General features: G+C 50.7%; 16 protein-coding genes. 3 read left to right on the forward strand and 13 right to left on the reverse strand.

Annotated features, from left to right (window positions below; all coding sequences use genetic code 11):
* Positions 1–3: 3 nt before the first annotated feature.
* The gene (ftsH, locus tag C0068_RS02905; protein WP_103682992.1) at positions 4–1,953 is read right to left on the reverse strand and encodes an ATP-dependent zinc metalloprotease FtsH; all 1,950 of its coding nucleotides are present in this window, start codon (positions 1,951–1,953) and stop codon (positions 4–6) included.
* Positions 1,954–2,067: 114 nt separating this feature from the next.
* Entirely contained in the window at positions 2,068–2,691 is a 624-nt protein-coding gene (rlmE, locus tag C0068_RS02910) for a 23S rRNA (uridine(2552)-2'-O)-methyltransferase RlmE (protein ID WP_103682993.1), read from the reverse strand.
* Between the two features lie 91 nt (positions 2,692–2,782).
* Between rlmE and C0068_RS02915 the strand changes: the two genes are divergently transcribed.
* Positions 2,783–3,091 (forward strand): YhbY family RNA-binding protein, encoded by a 309-nt coding sequence (locus C0068_RS02915; protein WP_103682994.1) that lies wholly within the window; start codon positions 2,783–2,785, stop codon positions 3,089–3,091.
* A gap of 12 nt (positions 3,092–3,103) precedes the next feature.
* Here the strand turns inward: C0068_RS02915 and greA are convergent, their stop codons facing one another.
* The 8 genes from greA to grpE all read right to left on the reverse strand — a co-directional run bounded on the left by greA (position 3,104) and on the right by grpE (position 14,707).
* Positions 3,104–3,586, reverse strand: a complete 483-nt coding sequence (gene greA, locus C0068_RS02920) for a transcription elongation factor GreA (RefSeq protein WP_103682995.1) — start codon at positions 3,584–3,586, stop codon at positions 3,104–3,106.
* On the reverse strand, positions 3,583–6,804 hold the full coding sequence (gene carB / locus C0068_RS02925; RefSeq protein ID WP_103682996.1) for a carbamoyl-phosphate synthase large subunit: 3,222 nt from the start codon (positions 6,802–6,804) through the stop codon (positions 3,583–3,585). Before carB ends, greA begins: the two co-directional genes overlap by 4 nt.
* Before the next feature lie 166 nt (positions 6,805–6,970).
* Positions 6,971–8,107, reverse strand: a complete 1,137-nt coding sequence (carA, locus tag C0068_RS02930; RefSeq protein ID WP_103682997.1) for a glutamine-hydrolyzing carbamoyl-phosphate synthase small subunit — start codon at positions 8,105–8,107, stop codon at positions 6,971–6,973.
* Between the two features lie 287 nt (positions 8,108–8,394).
* Complete coding sequence (gene dapB / locus C0068_RS02935) at positions 8,395–9,201, reverse strand: 4-hydroxy-tetrahydrodipicolinate reductase (RefSeq protein ID WP_103682998.1); 807 nt, start codon at positions 9,199–9,201, stop codon at positions 8,395–8,397.
* A 29-nt stretch (positions 9,202–9,230) separates the two neighbouring features.
* A complete protein-coding gene (locus C0068_RS02940; RefSeq protein WP_103682999.1) occupies positions 9,231–10,625 on the reverse strand; it encodes a YihY/virulence factor BrkB family protein in 1,395 nt (464 codons plus the stop codon).
* Positions 10,626–10,801: 176 nt separating this feature from the next.
* On the reverse strand, positions 10,802–11,923 hold the full coding sequence (gene dnaJ, locus C0068_RS02945; RefSeq protein WP_103683000.1) for a molecular chaperone DnaJ: 1,122 nt from the start codon (positions 11,921–11,923) through the stop codon (positions 10,802–10,804).
* 178 nt (positions 11,924–12,101) lie between these two features.
* Positions 12,102–14,024: a molecular chaperone DnaK gene (gene dnaK / locus C0068_RS02950; protein ID WP_103683001.1), complete on the reverse strand. Its 1,923-nt coding sequence runs from the start codon at positions 14,022–14,024 to the stop codon at positions 12,102–12,104.
* Between the two features lie 116 nt (positions 14,025–14,140).
* Positions 14,141–14,707: a nucleotide exchange factor GrpE gene (grpE, locus tag C0068_RS02955; RefSeq protein WP_233208715.1), complete on the reverse strand. Its 567-nt coding sequence runs from the start codon at positions 14,705–14,707 to the stop codon at positions 14,141–14,143.
* Positions 14,708–14,896: 189 nt separating this feature from the next.
* On the opposite strand from grpE, the gene recN reads away from it, so the two are divergent.
* Positions 14,897–16,564 (forward strand): DNA repair protein RecN, encoded by a 1,668-nt coding sequence (gene recN / locus C0068_RS02960; RefSeq protein ID WP_103683003.1) that lies wholly within the window; start codon positions 14,897–14,899, stop codon positions 16,562–16,564.
* 129 nt (positions 16,565–16,693) lie between these two features.
* Here recN and fur read toward each other — a convergent pair whose 3' ends face one another.
* Positions 16,694–17,110 carry a ferric iron uptake transcriptional regulator gene (gene fur / locus C0068_RS02965; protein WP_103683004.1) on the reverse strand — a complete coding sequence of 139 codons (417 nt, stop codon included), beginning with the start codon at positions 17,108–17,110 and terminating at the stop codon, positions 16,694–16,696.
* A 75-nt stretch (positions 17,111–17,185) separates the two neighbouring features.
* On the opposite strand from fur, the gene C0068_RS02970 reads away from it, so the two are divergent.
* On the forward strand, positions 17,186–17,557 hold the full coding sequence (locus C0068_RS02970) for an outer membrane protein assembly factor BamE (protein ID WP_103683005.1): 372 nt from the start codon (positions 17,186–17,188) through the stop codon (positions 17,555–17,557).
* Here the strand turns inward: C0068_RS02970 and C0068_RS02975 are convergent, their stop codons facing one another.
* Complete coding sequence (locus tag C0068_RS02975) at positions 17,558–17,884, reverse strand: RnfH family protein (protein WP_318261736.1); 327 nt, start codon at positions 17,882–17,884, stop codon at positions 17,558–17,560. It lies immediately after the preceding gene.
* Complete coding sequence (locus C0068_RS02980) at positions 17,865–18,299, reverse strand: type II toxin-antitoxin system RatA family toxin (protein ID WP_103683006.1); 435 nt, start codon at positions 18,297–18,299, stop codon at positions 17,865–17,867. Before C0068_RS02980 ends, C0068_RS02975 begins: the two co-directional genes overlap by 20 nt.
* Between the last annotated feature and the right edge of the window lie 48 nt (positions 18,300–18,347).

Consider the following 18,347-nt stretch of genomic DNA (forward strand, 5'->3'; position numbering starts at 1 on the left):
AACTCAGTGATCACTCACCGAGCCAACAAAAGGATCTTCTGGACGATTCTTTTTATCATCGCTAGGCCCAGCGTCAACATCACTCTCAGCAGCATCTGCCTTATGACCACCACGACGATCGTCGTCATCCCAGCCAGCAGGTTTGCGCGGAGTGCGGCCCGCCATAATATCGTCTATCTGCTTCGCATCGATGGTTTCATACATCATCAAGGCATCCGCCATAACATCTAGCTTGCCGCGATGTTCTTCAAGAATTTTCCGCGCACTTTCATAACACTCGTCAATAATGCGCCGAACTTCTTCATCGATCTGCCTAGCGGTTTCGCCAGAAAAACTTTTGCCTTGCTGACCCGCTGAACGACCAAGAAACACTTCTTCCTCGGCATCGTCATACATTAGCGGCCCCATCTTGTCAGATAGACCCCACTTGGTGACCATCTTGCGGGCAATATCAGTCGCGCGCTGAATATCATTAGAGGCGCCAGTGGTTACACCATCTGGCCCCAAGGTCATTTCTTCTGCGATTCGACCGCCAAATAGCGAGCAAATCTGACTGGTAATATGCCTGCGGCTCAAACTGTAGCGATCCTCTTCTGGCAGGAACATCGTCACACCCAAGGCGCGGCCGCGCGGAATAATACTCACCTTATAAACTGGATCATGCTCAGGCACAGTGCGACCAACAATGGCATGGCCCGCTTCATGATAGGCAGTATTTAATTTCTCTTTGTCTGACATCACCATCGATTTGCGCTCAGCGCCCATCATGATTTTATCTTTCGCAAGATTGAATTGCGCCATGCTAACCAAACGCGAATTACTGCGCGCAGCGAACAGCGCTGCCTCATTCGCCAAGTTAGCCAAATCTGCACCCGAGAAACCGGGGGTGCCGCGCGCAATAATCGATGCCTCAACATCATCACCCAGCGGCAATTTACGCATATGAACTTTTAGGATTTGCTCGCGACCACGAATATCCGGCAAGCCGACCACTACCTGACGGTCAAAGCGGCCCGGACGCAGTAGCGCTGGGTCAAGTACGTCTGGGCGGTTAGTGGCAGCAATAACAATAACGCCGTCATTTGCCTCAAATCCATCCATCTCTACCAATAATTGGTTTAGCGTTTGCTCACGCTCATCGTGACCGCCGCCCATACCTGCGCCACGATGACGACCTACCGCATCAATCTCGTCGATAAAGATAATACAGGGCGCCTGCTTTTTTGCTTGCTCAAACATGTCACGCACCCGCGAAGCGCCGACACCGACAAACATTTCAACAAAGTCAGAACCCGAGATAGAGAAAAATGGCACTTTCGCTTCGCCGGCAATAGCTTTTGCCAACAGCGTTTTACCAGTACCTGGCGGGCCCACCATCAATACGCCACGGGGGATACGACCACCCAAACGCTGAAACTTACCTGGGTCGCGCAGAAACTCTACTAGTTCCTGAACGTCTTCTTTGGCCTCATCAACACCCGCCACATCGGCGAAGGTGGTTTTAATTTGATCTTCACTTAATAGCCGCGCCTTGCTTTTGCCAAAGGCCATCGGGCCGCCCTTGCCACCACCAGCGCCGCCCTGCATTTGGCGCATAAAAAACATAAAAATGGCAAGAATAATCAGAATCGGGAAGCTGGCTACCAGCAACTGGGTCCACAAGCTCTGGCGCTCTGGTTTGGTACCCTCAACCACAACATTGTGCTGTAACAAATCGTCGATTAATTTTGGATCGTCGAGCAGCGGCCGCACGCTTTCAAAACGGCTATTGTCATTGCGCTCACCGCTAATCACCAAGCCATCAATAACAACTTTGCGAACACGCTCATTCTGCACTTCGGTTATGAACTGCGAGTAATTAAGCTGCTCAGTAGGTGACTGGACGCTGAAATTATTGAATACCGTCAACAAGACAGCAGCAATAACCAGCCACAACAGTAAATTCTTAGCCATATCGTTCAAAAACCGATCCTCACGCTACTCTGTTCGCATAGTACACAAAACGGGGAAATCGCCCCCAATACTTGCCCACTCTACTACATTAATTGGGCACCCTCTACGCAATAATTAGCCGCGCAGACCAGTGGCTACTAGGTAAACCTCCCGCGATCTCGGCCTTGACGCAGCCGGCTTGCGGGTTACTACCTTACTAAAATGCTCACGAAGAAGGCGCATATACTCATCAAAGCCCTCCCCCTGAAATATCTTGGTGACAAATCCACCGCCGGGCCTCAGCACGGAGATTGCCATGTCCAGCGCCAACTCACACAAATACATAGACTGTGGTTGATCGACATCTCTCATACCACTCATATTGGGGGCCATATCTGAAATTACAAGGTCTGCCTTTTGATTCCCCAAAAAAGCCATTAACTCATTAAAGACCTCTTCGTCGGTAAAATCACCCTGTATAAACTCAACACCGGCAAGGGTATCCATCTCTAAAATATCAGATGCCAGTACTTGGCCATTGTGCCCCACTAACATAGCCGCAACCTGCGACCAGCCCCCAGGGGCGCAACCTAAATCGACCACGCTCATACCTGGCTTAAACAGGCGGTCTTTTTCCTGTATTTCCAGCAACTTATAGCAAGCCCGCGAACGATAACCCTCTTTCTGGGCCATTTTGACGTAGTGATCGTCAAAATGTTCCTTCATCCACGCGCCGCTTGATCCTGTACGTTTAACCACGCCAGCTCCCTTAATAGCGAGAATTCATATTTCAGCGCAAGCGCCTTTCGAGTAAAATACTCGGCCACGCCTTTTTCGGTTTAGTAATATTATGTCCAAATTCAGCGCCAGCGATAAAAAACACCTCCGCAGCATCGGTCACAAACTCAGCCCCGTTGTGATGATCGCAGATCGCGGCTTAAGCGAAGGCGTGATGACCGAGATTGACCGCGCATTAGACGATCACGAACTCATTAAAGTTAAAGTAAATATAGCTGAACCAGCAGAGCGCCGAGCTTTAATTGATCAATTCTGTGCAGCCCACAAGGCGCAATTGGTACAAGCTATCGGCAAGATCGCACTGATTTACCGACCAGCCAAAAAGCCTAACCCAAAGCTATCTAATCTGCTTCGGGCCTAGGCTAAAACGGAATTACTCGGCGAGGTGTTGCACCTTGTCGATTTCGTATTCAATAGTCCCGCCAGGCGCAGCCACCAAAGCGACATCACCCTCTTCTTTACCGATCAAGGCGCGGGCAATTGGCGAAGTCACAGAAATTTTACCTGCCTTCACACTAGCCTCATCTTCACCAACGATACGGTAGGTCACCTCTTCATCGGTTTCGCAATTGATCAGCGTTACGGTAACACCAAAAATCACTTTTCCTGTGTAGGGAATCGTTGTGATATCAATCACCCGCACACTGGCTAGCTTACCTTCGATTTCTTGAATTCGCCCTTCGCAAAACCCCTGCTGCTCGCGTGCAGCATGGTATTCCGCGTTCTCTTTTAAATCGCCGTGGGCACGCGCCTCTGCTATCGCCTGAGTAATGCGAGGGCGCTCTACCGATTTTAAATTCTTTAATTCATCACGCAGCGCTTTTTCGCCGGCAACCGTCATTGGCACCTGATTCATTGCATAATACCCTCATGTACGTCCTGTAAACGACGCACTGTTTTTTCTTCACCAAAGGCAATAGCCTGACAAATTGCTTCGGCCCCAGCAAGTGTAGTGGTGTAACTCACCTTATTAACCAAAGCACTTCGACGAATCAGCGATGAGTCGGCAATAGCTTGCTTACCTTCGGTGGTGTTTATTATTAAATCGATATCGCCGTTTTTCACCATATCGACAATATGAGGGCGCCCTTCCAGCACTTTGTTCACGCGCTGACAAGACAGGCCCGCCGCCGTTAACACTTTATGAGTGCCACGGGTCGCGCACAGGGTAAAGCCATGCTCAACCAATTGGCTAGCCACCGCAATTGCGCCCTCTTTATCTGGATCGCGGACGCTGATAAATGCATGACCGCTAGTCGGGAATACTTCACCAGCACCCACCGCGGCCTTGGCAAAGGCCTCAGCAAAGGTTTCGCCCAAGCCCATAACCTCACCGGTCGACTTCATTTCTGGCCCGAGAATAGGGTCAACACCAGGGAATTTGGCAAACGGGAAAACCGCCTCTTTCACCGAAAAGTACTTAGGAATAACTTCAGTAGTGAAGTTTTGCGCCTCTAGGCTCGTACCCGCCATGCAACGCGCCGCCACTTTTGCCAGCGACACACCAATGCATTTAGACACAAAAGGTACGGTACGCGATGCGCGAGGGTTCACCTCAATCACGTATATCTCACCGTCTTGCACCGCAAGCTGCACGTTCATCAAACCAACAACGCCCAACTCTAGCGCCATTGCTTTAACAATTTCGCGCATACGATCCTGCACGTCGGCCGACAGTGAATACGGCGGCAAGGAGCAGGCCGAATCACCAGAGTGAACACCCGCTTGTTCGATATGCTGCATGATTGCGCCGATCACAACTTGCTTGCCATCTGACACCGCATCGAGATCAACCTCAACAGCGGCATTTAAGAAGTGATCCAACAACACCGGTGACTCATTCGATACCCGCACCGCTTCACGCATATAGCGCTGCAATTCGTCTTCTTTATAGACAATTTCCATAGCCCGTCCGCCCAAAACATAAGATGGACGCACAACTAGTGGGTAACCGATTTTTGCCGCCGCTAGCAACGCAGCCTCTTCTGAGCGCACAGTGGTATTTGGGGGTTGCTTTAATTCGAGACGCTCAATCATTTGCTGGAAACGCTCGCGATCTTCTGCGCGGTCGATAGCATCTGGTGACGTGCCGATAATCGGCACACCCGCCGCCTCAAGATCACGGGCCAATTTCAGCGGCGTTTGACCACCAAACTGGACAATAACACCCTTTGGCTGCTCTTTTGCGACGATTTCCAACACGTCTTCCAAGGTCACAGACTCGAAATACAAACGGTCTGAAATATCGTAATCCGTTGATACTGTCTCTGGATTACAGTTGACCATAATGGTCTCGTAGCCGTCTTCACGCATTGCCAGAGCCGCGTGTACACAGCAGTAATCGAATTCGATACCCTGACCAATCCGGTTAGGGCCGCCACCGATAACAAGAATTTTCTCGCGGTCAGATGGTTGCGATTCGCACTCTTCTTCATAGGTGGAGTACATATACGCCGTAGACGTAGAAAACTCCGCCGCACAAGTATCAACCCGCTTATAAACTGGGCGAACATCCAAGCTTTGACGCAGAGTACGCAGCTGCTTCTCACTTACCGCAAGCAATACCGCTAAACGCTGATCCGAGAAACCCTTGCGCTTTAGGCGCCACATTAAATCTCTACTGATATCAGTGAGGGTCAAGGTTTTCAGCGAGTTTTCAGTCTTAACAATGTCTTCGATCTGAACAAGGAACCAGGGATCAATCCACGAGTGCTCAAATACTTCTTCAACGCTCATGCCGGCACGGAAAGCGTCGGCAACAAACCAAATACGCTCAGGGCCAGGGTTGGTTAATTCAGCGATTAATACGTCCCGCGCATCGTCGCGATCCACATCAATTTGATGCTCAAAACCAGCCGAGCCAACCTCAAGACCACGCAAGGCCTTCTGCAGCGACTCTTGGAAGGTACGACCGATAGCCATAACTTCGCCGACCGACTTCATTTGAGTGTGCAAACGAGTCTGGGCTTCACCAAATTTCTCAAAGGTAAAGCGCGGTATTTTGGTAACCACATAGTCGATAGCAGGCTCAAACGAAGCCGGTGTCGCACCGCCAGTAATATCGTTTTGCAGCTCATCGAGGGTATAGCCAACTGCCAATTTGGCAGCCACCTTGGCAATTGGGAAGCCCGTCGCCTTAGAGGCCAGCGCAGATGAGCGACTCACCCGCGGATTCATTTCAATAACGACCAAGCGCCCAGTGTGCGGCTCCATACCAAACTGCACGTTAGAACCGCCGGTTTCAACACCGATCTCACGCAATACCGCACAAGAGGCATTACGCATAATTTGGTATTCTTTGTCGGTTAGGGTTTGTGCCGGCGCAACCGTGATGGAGTCACCTGTATGCACACCCATTGGGTCAAAGTTTTCGATAGAACAAACAATAATGCAGTTGTCGTTTTTATCACGCACAACTTCCATTTCGAACTCTTTCCACCCGATCAAGCTCTCATCGATCAAGAGCTCATTGGTCGGCGACAGATCGAGACCGCGGGTACAAATTTCAACAAATTCTTCTTTGTTATAGGCAATACCACCACCCGAGCCACCCATCGTGAAGCTGGGGCGAATAATCGCGGGAAAACCGATGGTATCCAGAACCTGCAAGGCCTCTTCCATGCTATGGGCAATGGCGGAATTTGGCGTCTCTAAACCGATACGCTTCATTGCCTCGTCGAATAGCTGGCGATCTTCCGCCATATCGATGGCTTCTTTCGTCGCGCCAATCATTTCAACGCCATACTTGGCAAGCACACCCTCGCGATCCAAGTCTAAAGCGCAGTTCAAGGCAGTCTGACCACCCATCGTAGGCAGAATCGCGTCTGGGCGCTCTTTTTCAATAATCTTAGCAACCGTCTCCCACACCACCGGCTCAATATAAGTGGCATCGGCCATAGCAGGGTCGGTCATGATGGTCGCCGGGTTGGAGTTAACCAAAATCACTCGGTAACCTTCTTCCCGCAAGGCCTTACACGCCTGCGCACCGGAATAATCAAACTCACAAGCCTGACCGATAACAATCGGGCCAGCACCGAGGATAAGGATGCTTTGAATATCAGTTCTTTTTGGCATAAGTTCTAATCATCTGACTCTGTGCTTCGTTACAAAAAGTCGGACGTCGGAAGCTGGACGTCGGACGCTAAAGTCGGGCGCAGTATTGGGTTTTCTCATCCGACATCAGACTTCCGACGCCGGACCAACAAAAACCGCTTACAAAACCGCAAGGCCGGACTTCTTACTAGGCCTGCTTTGAGGCTTTAATCAAATCTACAAACTGATTAAACAAGGGCGCAATATCATGCGGGCCTGGGCTCGCTTCTGGGTGCCCCTGAAATCCGAACGCCGGTGTATCTGTGCGCCGAATACCTTGCAAGGAACCGTCAAACAGGGACTTGTGGCTTACCACTAAGTTGTCGGGCAAGGAGCTTTCATCAACCGCAAATCCGTGGTTTTGGCTGGTGATATGCACTACCTTGGTCGTCAAATCTTGCACGGGGTGATTGGCGCCGTGGTGGCCAAACTTCATTTTCTGAGTTTTAGCACCTGAGGCCAAGCCCAGTAACTGATGCCCCAAGCAAATACCAAATACTGGCAAGCCGGTCGTTAAAATTTCTTTAATCGCAGCGATAGCGTAATCGCAGGGCTCTGGATCACCAGGGCCATTGGACAGGAATACGCCGTCGGGATTCATTGCCAATACATCGGCAGCTGGGGTTTGCGCAGGCACCACCGTCAGGCGACAGCCGCGATCCGTCAACATCCGCAGAATATTGCGCTTTACACCAAAGTCATAGGCAACAACATGGTAAGGCAGCTCGGCATCGCTGAAGGTTTTGTGGCCCGCACCCAGCGCCCAGCTTCCCTCACGCCACTCGTAGCTTTTGGCAGTCGTCACTTCTTTGGCTAAATCCATGCCCTTGAGCCCAGCAAATTCCTTTGCCATCGTCAGCGCCTTGGCTTCGTCGATATCGCCAGCCATTAAACAGCCACCTTGAGCACCTTTGTCACGCAAAATTCGCGTTAGGCGGCGGGTATCTATATCTGCTATACCGATGATATTTCGCGCTTTTAAATAATCCGACAAGCTTTGCTCGCTGCGGAAACTAGATGCAAGCATTGGCAGATCGCGAATAACCAAGCCAGCGGACCAAATTTGTTCCGCCTCTTCGTCTTCGCTATTCACACCGGTATTGCCAATATGGGGATACGTTAATGTAACGATTTGGCGAGCATATGAGGGATCGGTCAATATTTCTTGGTAACCGGTCATTGCCGTATTAAATACGACCTCACCAACCGAATGCCCTTCGGCACCAATGGCAATGCCCCGAAAAATGCTGCCGTCTTCAAGGGCAAGTATGGCTGGAACCGTCAAGACTACCTCCTAGATCAAACTTGCGGCCGAGAGCCACCGCCGACACACCGCCGGAACGACAACCAAGGGACCACAGAGGAAAATACGCGTGCAAAAAAGCGAGATGAAGATTACCTCACCTCGCTTTTTGCGGGGCTGCTGAGCTAATTTAGCTCGACACCCTAATCTGATGCGCGATTTTACGCGAAATGCCCCCCGCGCGTCCACCGCAATAAATACCGCTAAAGCCCAAACAGGTTACATAGGCGCGTGCTGAGAAGCGATTTTCCTAGCCGCAAGTAACTGTTTTACTTGAGCCCAAGCACATCTTGCATATCGTAGCGGCCTGCAGCCTGAGCGCTCACCCATGCCGCCGCACGCACAGCGCCGCGCGCAAAGGACATACGCGAACTGGCTTTGTGGGTAATCTCAACTCGCTCACCGTCAGCACAGAACATCACGGTGTGGTCGCCAACAATATCCCCCGCCCGCACAGTTGCAAAACCAATGGTTTCGCGATCCCGCGCACCGGTTTGGCCCTCTCGACCATAAACCGCCACTTTTTCTAAATCTCGCCCTAGAGCATCGGCAACCACCTGCCCCATACTCAAGGCCGTACCTGAGGGTGCATCGATCTTATGACGGTGATGAGCCTCAACAATCTCGATATCAACATCGTCACCGAGCACCCGCGCCGCCATATCCAGCAACTTAAAGCACAAATTAACACCGGTACTGAAGTTCGAGGCCTGACAAATTGCAATAGGCGCAATCGCCGCATCTAGCTCTTTCTTTTGTTCGGCATTAAAGCCGGTCGTACCAATCACCATCCCCTTACCCGCCGCGCCGCAGGCCTTGGCATTGGCCAGCGTTGCCGCCGGCACGGTAAAGTCGATCAGCACATCAAAATCATTTATTACCGAATTGACATCACCAACAATGACAACGCCATTTTTACCCAAGCCCGCCAGCTCACCCGCGTCCGCGCCGATCAGAGAGCTTTCAGGACGCTCAATGGCCGCCGTTAACTCGCAGGCGTCATTTTGCGACACCGCTTCAATCAAAATTCGACCCATTCGCCCTGCGGCACCCGTTACTGCTATCCGAACTGTCATAACACTTTCCACTATTTAATAATCTGTCTTTATTTCTCGTCGACGATGTCGCTGCCAGAATCAACCCCATCCTCTGCGCCGCCAGCATCCACCCCGCCAATAGCCATATCCCGTACGGTTGTCGACGCCAAAGCTGCATCTAATGCGGCGTCAATTGCCGCCGTCACTTCTGCCACACCTTGCACCGGTTTGCGCGGCACCCGCAGCGCAATCATCGGCACTGTACCATCGCTACGTACCGCATCAATAACCGTCTTTAAAGACGTTTGCTCTAAAGGTGCATTTGGCAAATAACGCGGCGGATCTTCATTGTTTTCTGTCACCAAGCCCGCTTGCTTTAAAGCTCGCAGCACCCTTGTTACACCTTGTATCTGCACCCGCAAACGGTAGACAAAATCACTTGCCGAAAACGGCTTGCGCGACTGGTAATAGCGCTGAGCAATAATTGCCATTACCTGTAAAGCCAAGGTTTCGCGCTGACGAATACTTAAATCACCACTGCGACGAATCGGCGCGATATATTCGGGGTGCTGCACATAAAATGCAACACTGCTGCCCACCAAGAGAATCAACCAGCTGATGTACATCCACATCATGAACAAAATCAAAATCGCAAAACCAGAGTAAATTGCGTAAGTACCGCTGCCACTGGCAGACACCACCACACTACCAAAACCCCAGCCCAAACTCTGAAACAGCACACCCGACACCACCCCCGCGACCAAGCCTGCGCGAACCGTGACTCGGGTATTGGGAATAAACATGTAGAAGAAGGTGAACGCCGCAATAATCATTAAATACGGCGCGGCCTCGGTGGCAAAGCTAATTAAATGTTGAACAAAGGGCAGGTGCGTACTAATAGTCTGCACAAAACCTCCGCTCAAAACACTGGCCGACAAACCAATTGCAGAGAAGACCAACAAGGGGCCAATAAGCATCACACTGCCGTAATCAGCAAATCGCCGGCCTATGCTGCGGTGTTGATCAAGGCGCCAAATATAATTAAACGTGGCCTCGATTTTTTGAATCAAAGAGATTGCCGTGTAAAACAATAGCGCCACGCCAAAAGTACCCAACACCCCAATTTTTACATTGTCGATAAAGCCAATAATCTTGTCGGTAATCTCAACGCCCTGCGCCCCCATTGGCGCCAAAAACTGCAGCATGATGGGTTCTAGCTGCTTGTTATGCATGCCAAACGCTTTGAGCACAGAGAAACTCACCGCCATCATTGGCACCAAAGACAATAAGGTGGTGTAGACCAAGCTCATTGCTCGCAGCGTTAACTCACCCTTGGTTAAATCATCGATCACCACATAGAGCAGACGCAGTGCGCCAATCAGCTTTTGTCGCCAGGGACTGTAATGAACGACTTTTTCTGACCACAAGTAGTCGGCCACGAATTTATTGAGGGTTTTATCCATTATTAAGACGCCCTAATTCAAAATACCACTGGGCAGTGAGTTACACCTAAACAGGATATAACGCACAGCCGCCATGCCATTGCGAAGACATGCAGCCAAGAATGGAGAAAAAAGCGGGGGAAGTCGAGACTGGATTCAGCCAAACGGCCAAACCCAGTCATCAAAAGCGCTAAAAATTAAAGCTTCATATCATCAAAAAAAGTTTTTACACCGTCAAACCATGTTTTTTTTCGCGGTGACTGTTTGTCATCACCTTCCATACTGGCCTGAAATTCTTGCAACAACTCTTTTTGACGCTTTGTGAGTGACACTGGCGTTTCCAAGGTTACCCTGCAGATTAAGTCACCCGTGCTACCACCGCGAACCGGCGTAATACCCTTGCCACGCAAGCGGAACGATTTTCCAGTTTGGGTTTCTGCTGGAATTTTTAGTTTTACGCGACCCTCCAAGGTCGGTACATCAAGCTCGCCACCCAAAGCTGCATCAGCAAAGCTAATGGGTACATCACAGTGCAAATTCTTACCATCGCGTTTAAAGATGGGATGTGGGCGCACCGACATCTGCACGTACAAATCGCCAGTTGGACCACCATTAGGACTCGCCTCACCCTCACCGGTTAAACGAATACGGTCGCCGGTATCGACACCCGCAGGCACCTTGACCGATAGGGTTTTGGTTTCTTCAACCAAACCTTGGCCACGGCACTCTGTACACGGGTCAGAGATAATTGTGCCCTTGCCGCGACAATTTGGACAAGCCTGCTGCACAGCGAAAAAGCCCTGCTGCATACGCACCTGACCAACACCGTTACAGGTATTACAGGTGATGGGCTTGCTGCCCTTCTTCGCCCCGCTGCCATCGCATGGCTTACACGCCACCAAGGTTGGGATGCGAATTTTAGCTGTTGAGCCGTGAACCGCCTGCTCTAAGTCAATTTCTAGGGTGTAGCGTAGATCTGAACCACGCTGAGGGCCGCGCTGGCGCCCGCCACCACCGCCACCAAAAATATCGCCAAATACATCACCAAAGATGTCGCTAAACCCACCTGCGCCACCGCCACCACCGGCGCCGGCATTAACACCCTCATGACCAAAGCGATCGTAGGCCGCGCGCTTGTCGTCGTCAGACAGCACTTCGTAGGCTTCGGTTGCCTCTTTAAAAATATCCTCAGCCTTCGGGTCATCGGGATTGCGATCGGGATGATTTTTCATCGCGATACGACGGTAGGCTTTTTTAATTTCCTTACTGTCAGTGTCTCGCGACACACCCAGAATTTCGTAATAATCTCGTTTTGACATAGCTTCGCTTCACGCTAGACGGGAACAGGAGGCCTCATTTAAGCGCCACCCACTACCCCTATAAATGGTTCTACCCCTCATGCCAAACGGGAGATCGCAAAACACGCTGACCTTGGCCTTTGCGTCTTCCGTCTCCCGTCCAGCGTTTCACCCAAGCGAGGCAAGCCCCGCGTCGAGCTTACTTCTTGTCGTCGTCTTTTACTTCTTCAAACTCAGCATCGACCACATCATCACCGCCGGCTTGTTGCTGCTCTGCACCACCAGCCGCTTCTGCTTGCGCCGCTTGTTCAGCGTACATTTTTTGTGCCAAGCTGCCTGACGCTTCGGTTAACTTCTTAGTGGCTTCTTCGATTTTCTCGACGTCGTCACCTTTAACCGCCTCATCGACTTCAGCCAACGCAGCTTCGATTGCCGCCTTTTCTTCGTCGCTAGCTTTATCGCCTGCTTCTTCAACGGTTTTACGTGTCGCGTTCGCCAAGCCTTCTGCAGTGTTGCGAGCAGTTACCAAAGCCTCAAACTTCTTATCAGCTTCAGCATTTGCCTCAGCATCGCGCACCATTTGTTCGATCTCTTCCTCATTCAAACCACTAGAAGCGGTAATGCGGATAGACTGCTCTTTGCCCGTTGCCTTGTCTTTAGCAGATACATGCAAAATACCGTTGGCATCAATATCGAAGGTAACTTCGATTTGTGGCAAGCCGCGCGGTGCTGGCGGAATATCGGCCAAGTCAAAACGACCTAGCGACTTGTTCGCCGACGCCTGCTTACGCTCACCCTGTACAACGTGAATCGTTACCGCAGTTTGGTTGTCGTCTGCTGTTGAGAACACCTGAGATTTCTTAGTAGGAATCGTGGTGTTTTTCTCGATCAATGGTGTAGCAACACCACCCATAGTCTCGATACCCAAGCTCAATGGGGTAACGTCTAGCAGCAATACGTCTTTCACTTCGCCAGACAGTACCGCGCCTTGCAATGCTGCACCCATTGCTACCGCTTCATCAGGGTTTACATCGCGGCGCGCTTCTTTACCAAAGAACTCAGTTACCTTGGTTTGCACCAAAGGCATACGAGTCTGACCACCTACCAAAATAATTTCATCAACTTCTGAGGCTGACAAACCAGCATCTTTCAGTGCTACTTTCATTGGCTCAAGTGAACGAGCAACCAAATCAGCAACCAAAGACTCCAACTTCGCACGGCTCAGTTTTACAACCAAATGCTTAGGACCAGTAGCGTCGGCCGTAATGTATGGCAGATTAATCTCAGTTTGCTGACTAGAAGACAGCTCGATCTTAGCCTTTTCAGCCGCTTCTTTCAGACGCTGAACCGCTAGAGAATCGCCCTTTAAGTCGATGCTGTTTTCTTTCTTAAACTCTTCCGCCAAATAATCAATCAGGCGCATATCGAAATCTTCACCACCTAAGAAGGTGTCGCCGTTAGTCGACAGCACTTCAAACTGGTGCTCGCCATCAACCTCTGCGATTTCGATAATAGAGATATCGAAAGTACCGCCACCAAGGTCATATACCGCAACAGTGCGATCGCCTTTGGCCTTGTCCATTCCATAAGCCAATGCCGCCGCAGTAGGCTCGTTAATAATACGTTTTACTTCTAGACCAGCAATGCGGCCAGCATCTTTGGTAGCTTGACGCTGAGAGTCATTAAAGTAAGCAGGTACCGTGATAACCGCTTCGGTGACCTTTTCACCCAAGTAGTCTTCAGCGGTTTTCTTCATTTTCTTAAGCACTTCAGCAGAGATTTGTGGCGGTGCTAATTTCTCACCCTTAACCTCAACCCATGCGTCGCCATTGTCGGCTTTGCAAATGCCGTAAGGCACCATTTTGATATCTTTTTGCACAACATCGTCTTCAAAGCGACGACCAATCAAACGCTTAACGGCATAAAGAGTATTATGCGGGTTAGTCACCGCCTGACGCTTAGCGCTCTGACCAACCAAAATTTCTTTATCATCGGTGTACGCAACAATCGAAGGGGTAGTGCGCGTACCTTCTGAATTTTCAATTACCTTAACCTTGTCGCCATCCATTACAGCTACGCAAGAGTTAGTGGTACCCAAGTCAATACCAATAATTTTACCCATGATGATTCTCCACTTAATAACTGTCGCCACTTCCGGCGAAATTCTTTGTCTTGTTGACAGATATTGGCCCTAATCCACACATTTCAAGTGGGCATAGGCCATTTTTACTACAATTACTATGGCGCCTTAGCAATCACGACCATTGCCGCACGCAGCAAGCGACCGTTTAGTGTGTAACCCTTTTGCATAACGTCCATGACCGAATTCGGCTCGGCATCAGGGTTAGGCACCATTGCCATCGCCTCGTGATACTCTGGATTGAATGGTTCGCCAACAGGGTTTAGCTGCTCAACATTGTGGCGCGCCAAGGCGTCAACCAATGTTTTACGAGTTAACTCAACACCTTCTAATATCGGCTTTAGGGCCTCATCAGTAATATCAGCAGAAGCCAATGCGCGATCGAGGTTGTCGACAACCGGCAGCATATCGCCCGCAAATTTTTCCAGTGCGAACTTACGCGCATTCTCGGCGTCTTTCTCTGCGCGCCGACGACTATTCTGCGCCTCCGCGGCAGCGCGCAATGCCTGCTCCTGCGCATCTGCCACAGCCTGCTTGGCCGCCTCAAGCTGCTCTTCCAAACTGGGCTCTACGTCGCCACTCAGCTCAACGTCACCGTCTTGCTGCAGTTCCTCAGCCTGAAGCTCCTCTTCCTGCATTGCTGCCTTGTCTTGTTCCTCTGCCACGTATCCAATCTCCGTACACGTATTTGGTCTTGCGGACATTCGCCGCGTTGACGCATTTATGGGGCTCAGCGCAAATAATTCAAGGCAATGAGAAATATTTTTACGTCAGGCAATTGACGACTAACACCAGCAGCAGTATTTTACTGTATAAATATACAGACAAAATTTTCACAACCGTGAGAGAACACTATGCTGAGCAATCTCAATATCAGCAATTACGCCATTACCGAACACCTAGACATTGAACTCAAAACCGGCATGACCGTGCTTACCGGCGAAACCGGCGCCGGTAAGTCCATCATGCTAGATGCGCTTGGGCTTGCCCTCGGCGACCGCGCCGACAGCAATATTGTGCGCAGCGGTGCTGATCGCGCCGATATTCACGCACTATTCGACATCAGCGCCATCCCCGCAGCCCACGACTGGCTGAAGGAGCGCGATTTAGACGACAGCAATGAGTGCATGTTAAGGCGCGTCATTACCGCAGATGGCCGCTCTCGCGCCTACATCAATGGCCAACCCGCAACACTGCAAGATGTTCGGGGGCTAGGCAGCCTACTCATCGACATTCACAGCCAGCATGCCCACCAATCCCTACTGCAAAAACCCTATCAACGGGAATTGCTAGACGCCTACGCCAGCACCACCGCACTTGCCAAACAAGTCAGCGAGCACTGCCATCAATACCAGCACTGCAAAAAAACCTTGGCCACACTAGAGACCAACTTGGCCGAGCAAAACGCGCAGGAACAACTACTGCGCTATCAACTTGAAGAACTACATCGCCTAAACCTGAAAGCGGGCGAGCTTGAAGAACTCGAGGACCTACAAAAACAATTGGCGAATGCAGAGCAAATACTGGCCGCTAACCATCACAGCCTCAACCTTTGCCGCGAGGGCGAAGTCAATGCCATGGGCATTTTGCATCAGGCACTTTCATCGCTACAAAGCAGCCAACACCGCAGCAGCGCCCAAGAAAATGCCGCACAGCTTATAGAGAGTGCTCGCATCCAAATTGAAGAGGCCGCCGGCGAACTTCAACATGTTATCGACAGCACCGAGCTCGACCCAGAACGCCTCATTGAAGTAGAGGCGAGACTAGACGCCATCTACCAAACTGCCCGCAAGCACCGTATACAAGCCGATGAATTGCCGGCGCTGCAAGCCTCACTAGAAAGCCAGCTTGAGGCTATGGATGCTAGCGACGAGAAAATCGATCAACTGCGCAGCATGCAGGACGAGGCATTGAAAGCCTACCAAAGCAACGCCAAAGAGCTGAGCAAAAAGCGCGCTAAAGCCGCCAAGCTCATGAAAACGGGTATTGAAAAGCAGCTGCAAGCACTGGCAATGAAGCATTGCGAAATCGAATTTGCGATGCACCCATTGCCTAGCGACGAACCTCACAGCCACGGCCAAGAGGAAATCGAAATATTAATTAGCACCAACCCCACAAGCCCCAAAGGGCCCCTGAACAAAATTGCCTCCGGCGGCGAGCTCTCGCGCATCAGCCTAGCCATTCAGGTAATTACCGCGCAGGTTGCCGCGATACCAACCGTAGTCTTCGACGAAATTGACGTTGGCATCGGTGGCGCCACCGCAGAAATTGTGGGGCAGCTCCTCAAAGCACTAGGAAAACGCAGCCAAGTGCTGTGCGTCACCCACCAGCCGCAGGTCGCCAGCCAAGGCGATCATCACATACGAGTGAAAAAGACCGGCAGCAAAACCAAGCTCACCACCTGCCTAGAACCCTTGGAAGACAATCAAAAAATTGAAGAAATTGCACGAATGCTAGGGGGTATCGCGATTACCGAGAACACCTTGGCGCACGCGCGGGAAATGCTGGGGATAAGGCATTAGGTTCGCCGGAAGTCGGAAGTCGGAAGTCGGAAGTCGGAAGTCGGAGCAATTGAAATGCAGCTGCAATGCTACATCAACATCGACACGGGTTTTCCGTCAGACCTCCGACGCCCGACATCAGACTAATCCCTAGCCTTTCTTCGGCCTCACATACAATACCAAGCTGTGATCAACTAACTCATAGCCGCGTTCAGCCACTAATTGGCGCTGACGGGATTCGATTACCTCGTCAAAAAACTCAATAACGTCACCGGTTTCCATACACACAATATGATCGTGGTGATCACCTTTTTCTAATTCAAATACTGAGTGGCCGGTTTCAAAATTATGCCGAGTCACTAAGCCTGCCGCTTCGAACTGGGTTAAGACACGGTAAACGGTAGCTAAACCCACATCTTCGCCAGACTCCATTAAAGCGCGATACACATCTTCTGCGCTGAAGTGTTGATTCTCGGTCTCAGCTTGTTCCAGCAACTGTAAAATCTTAACTCTTGGCAGAGTAACTTTGAGACCCGCTTTACGAAGCTCTTGATTTTCTATAGACATATGCCTTGGACCTTAGCGTTGCGATTGGGTTTGCGCTATTATCCCACGCCTCTATAAGCGATTGGAACCCTTAGCATGTATAGACAACTTGCCACAGCCTGCCTACTCGTCTCTTTGGCCGCCTGCAGCTCTTTGGAATTTCCTGGTGTTTACCGTTTGCCCATTGACCAGGGCAATATAATTACCCAAGAAATGGTAGATCAGCTAAAAATCGGCATGACCCGCAGTCAGGTTGAATACGTCATGGGCACACCTCTGGTGCGCGACACCTTCAATCCAGATCGCTGGGACTATGTTTATACACTAGACGATCGCAATAATGACAAAAAAGAGCGTCACCAACTGACGGTGAAGTTTGTTGACGGCAAACTCGCCGAATTCACCACCGACATTAAGCCAAGTGCAGAAACGGCGCCAGCGGAACCGGTAAGCAGCGACACCGAATAATTATTTGGCGTCTTTGCGGGCCTTCACTTTTGCGGCCCGCTGCTTGCGAACCTCTTTTGGGTCTGCAATGAGAGGCCGATAAATTTCAACGCGCTCGCCATTCTTTAACGCCTGCGCGTCTGGCGCACTGACCGATTTGCCAAAAATACCAAGGTCTGCGGTCGCTAAGTCTAAATCTGGGAACTGCTTATCTAATGCAGATTGCATAACGGCAGCCCGCACGGTACAACCTTCGGGCACTTCCAAGGCCACAATACGCTGCCTATCAGGCAGGGCGTAGGCCACCTCAACATGAATAGTATTAGTATTATTTTCCATATTGCTCATTCGCTCTCTTAACAAGGGCATCAACTAAATTATTGGCAACTGAGTTAAACAGCTGCCGCGTTGCCACGCCAACAACACTATTTGTCAGGGCAAACTGCAAATGCAGGCTTACCTTGCATGCATCGGCCCCCAGCGCTAGTAAGGACCACTCACCAGTGAGATTCTCGAACGGGCCGTCTATTAATTTCAAGCGCACACTGCGGCTTGGCGTTAAAGTGTTGCGCGTAACAAAGCTGAGACGAATACCCGCACGGGACAAATCTAAACGCGCGTCCATAGAATCTTCCGTCCACGCTAATATCTCGGCACCAACACAGCCCTCCATATATTGCGGATAGGCTTCAACGTCGTTTATTAACTGATAAATAGCGTCAGCAGAATACGGCAGCAAGGCGCTACGGCGAATCTCGTTCATACGGGGTTCCGAATCATTCCAGCGTGTTAGGGCCTTTTCTCAATATCA

It is taken from the genome of Zhongshania marina, from assembly GCF_002915595.1.
In the GTDB taxonomy this organism is placed as follows: domain Bacteria; phylum Pseudomonadota; class Gammaproteobacteria; order Pseudomonadales; family Spongiibacteraceae; genus Spongiibacter; species Spongiibacter marinus_B.

Bases quoted from the DNA above. Each gene is read 5' to 3' on its own strand.
- ftsH (WP_103682992.1), bottom strand. From the start codon at position 1,953: ATGGCTAAGAATTTACTGTTGTGGCTGGTTATTGCTGCTGTCTTGTTG.
- C0068_RS02915 (WP_103682994.1), top strand. From the start codon at position 2,783: ATGTCCAAATTCAGCGCCAGCGATAAAAAACACCTCCGCAGCATCGGT.
- greA (WP_103682995.1), bottom strand. From the start codon at position 3,586: ATGAATCAGGTGCCAATGACGGTTGCCGGCGAAAAAGCGCTGCGTGAT.
- carB (WP_103682996.1), bottom strand. From the start codon at position 6,804: ATGCCAAAAAGAACTGATATTCAAAGCATCCTTATCCTCGGTGCTGGC.
- dapB (WP_103682998.1), bottom strand. From the start codon at position 9,201: ATGACAGTTCGGATAGCAGTAACGGGTGCCGCAGGGCGAATGGGTCGA.
- C0068_RS02940 (WP_103682999.1), bottom strand. From the start codon at position 10,625: ATGGATAAAACCCTCAATAAATTCGTGGCCGACTACTTGTGGTCAGAA.
- dnaJ (WP_103683000.1), bottom strand. From the start codon at position 11,923: ATGTCAAAACGAGATTATTACGAAATTCTGGGTGTGTCGCGAGACACT.
- dnaK (WP_103683001.1), bottom strand. From the start codon at position 14,024: ATGGGTAAAATTATTGGTATTGACTTGGGTACCACTAACTCTTGCGTA.
- recN (WP_103683003.1), top strand. From the start codon at position 14,897: ATGCTGAGCAATCTCAATATCAGCAATTACGCCATTACCGAACACCTA.
- fur (WP_103683004.1), bottom strand. From the start codon at position 17,110: ATGTCTATAGAAAATCAAGAGCTTCGTAAAGCGGGTCTCAAAGTTACT.
- C0068_RS02970 (WP_103683005.1), top strand. From the start codon at position 17,186: ATGTATAGACAACTTGCCACAGCCTGCCTACTCGTCTCTTTGGCCGCC.
- C0068_RS02975 (WP_318261736.1), bottom strand. From the start codon at position 17,884: ATGAGCAATATGGAAAATAATACTAATACTATTCATGTTGAGGTGGCC.
- C0068_RS02980 (WP_103683006.1), bottom strand. From the start codon at position 18,299: ATGAACGAGATTCGCCGTAGCGCCTTGCTGCCGTATTCTGCTGACGCT.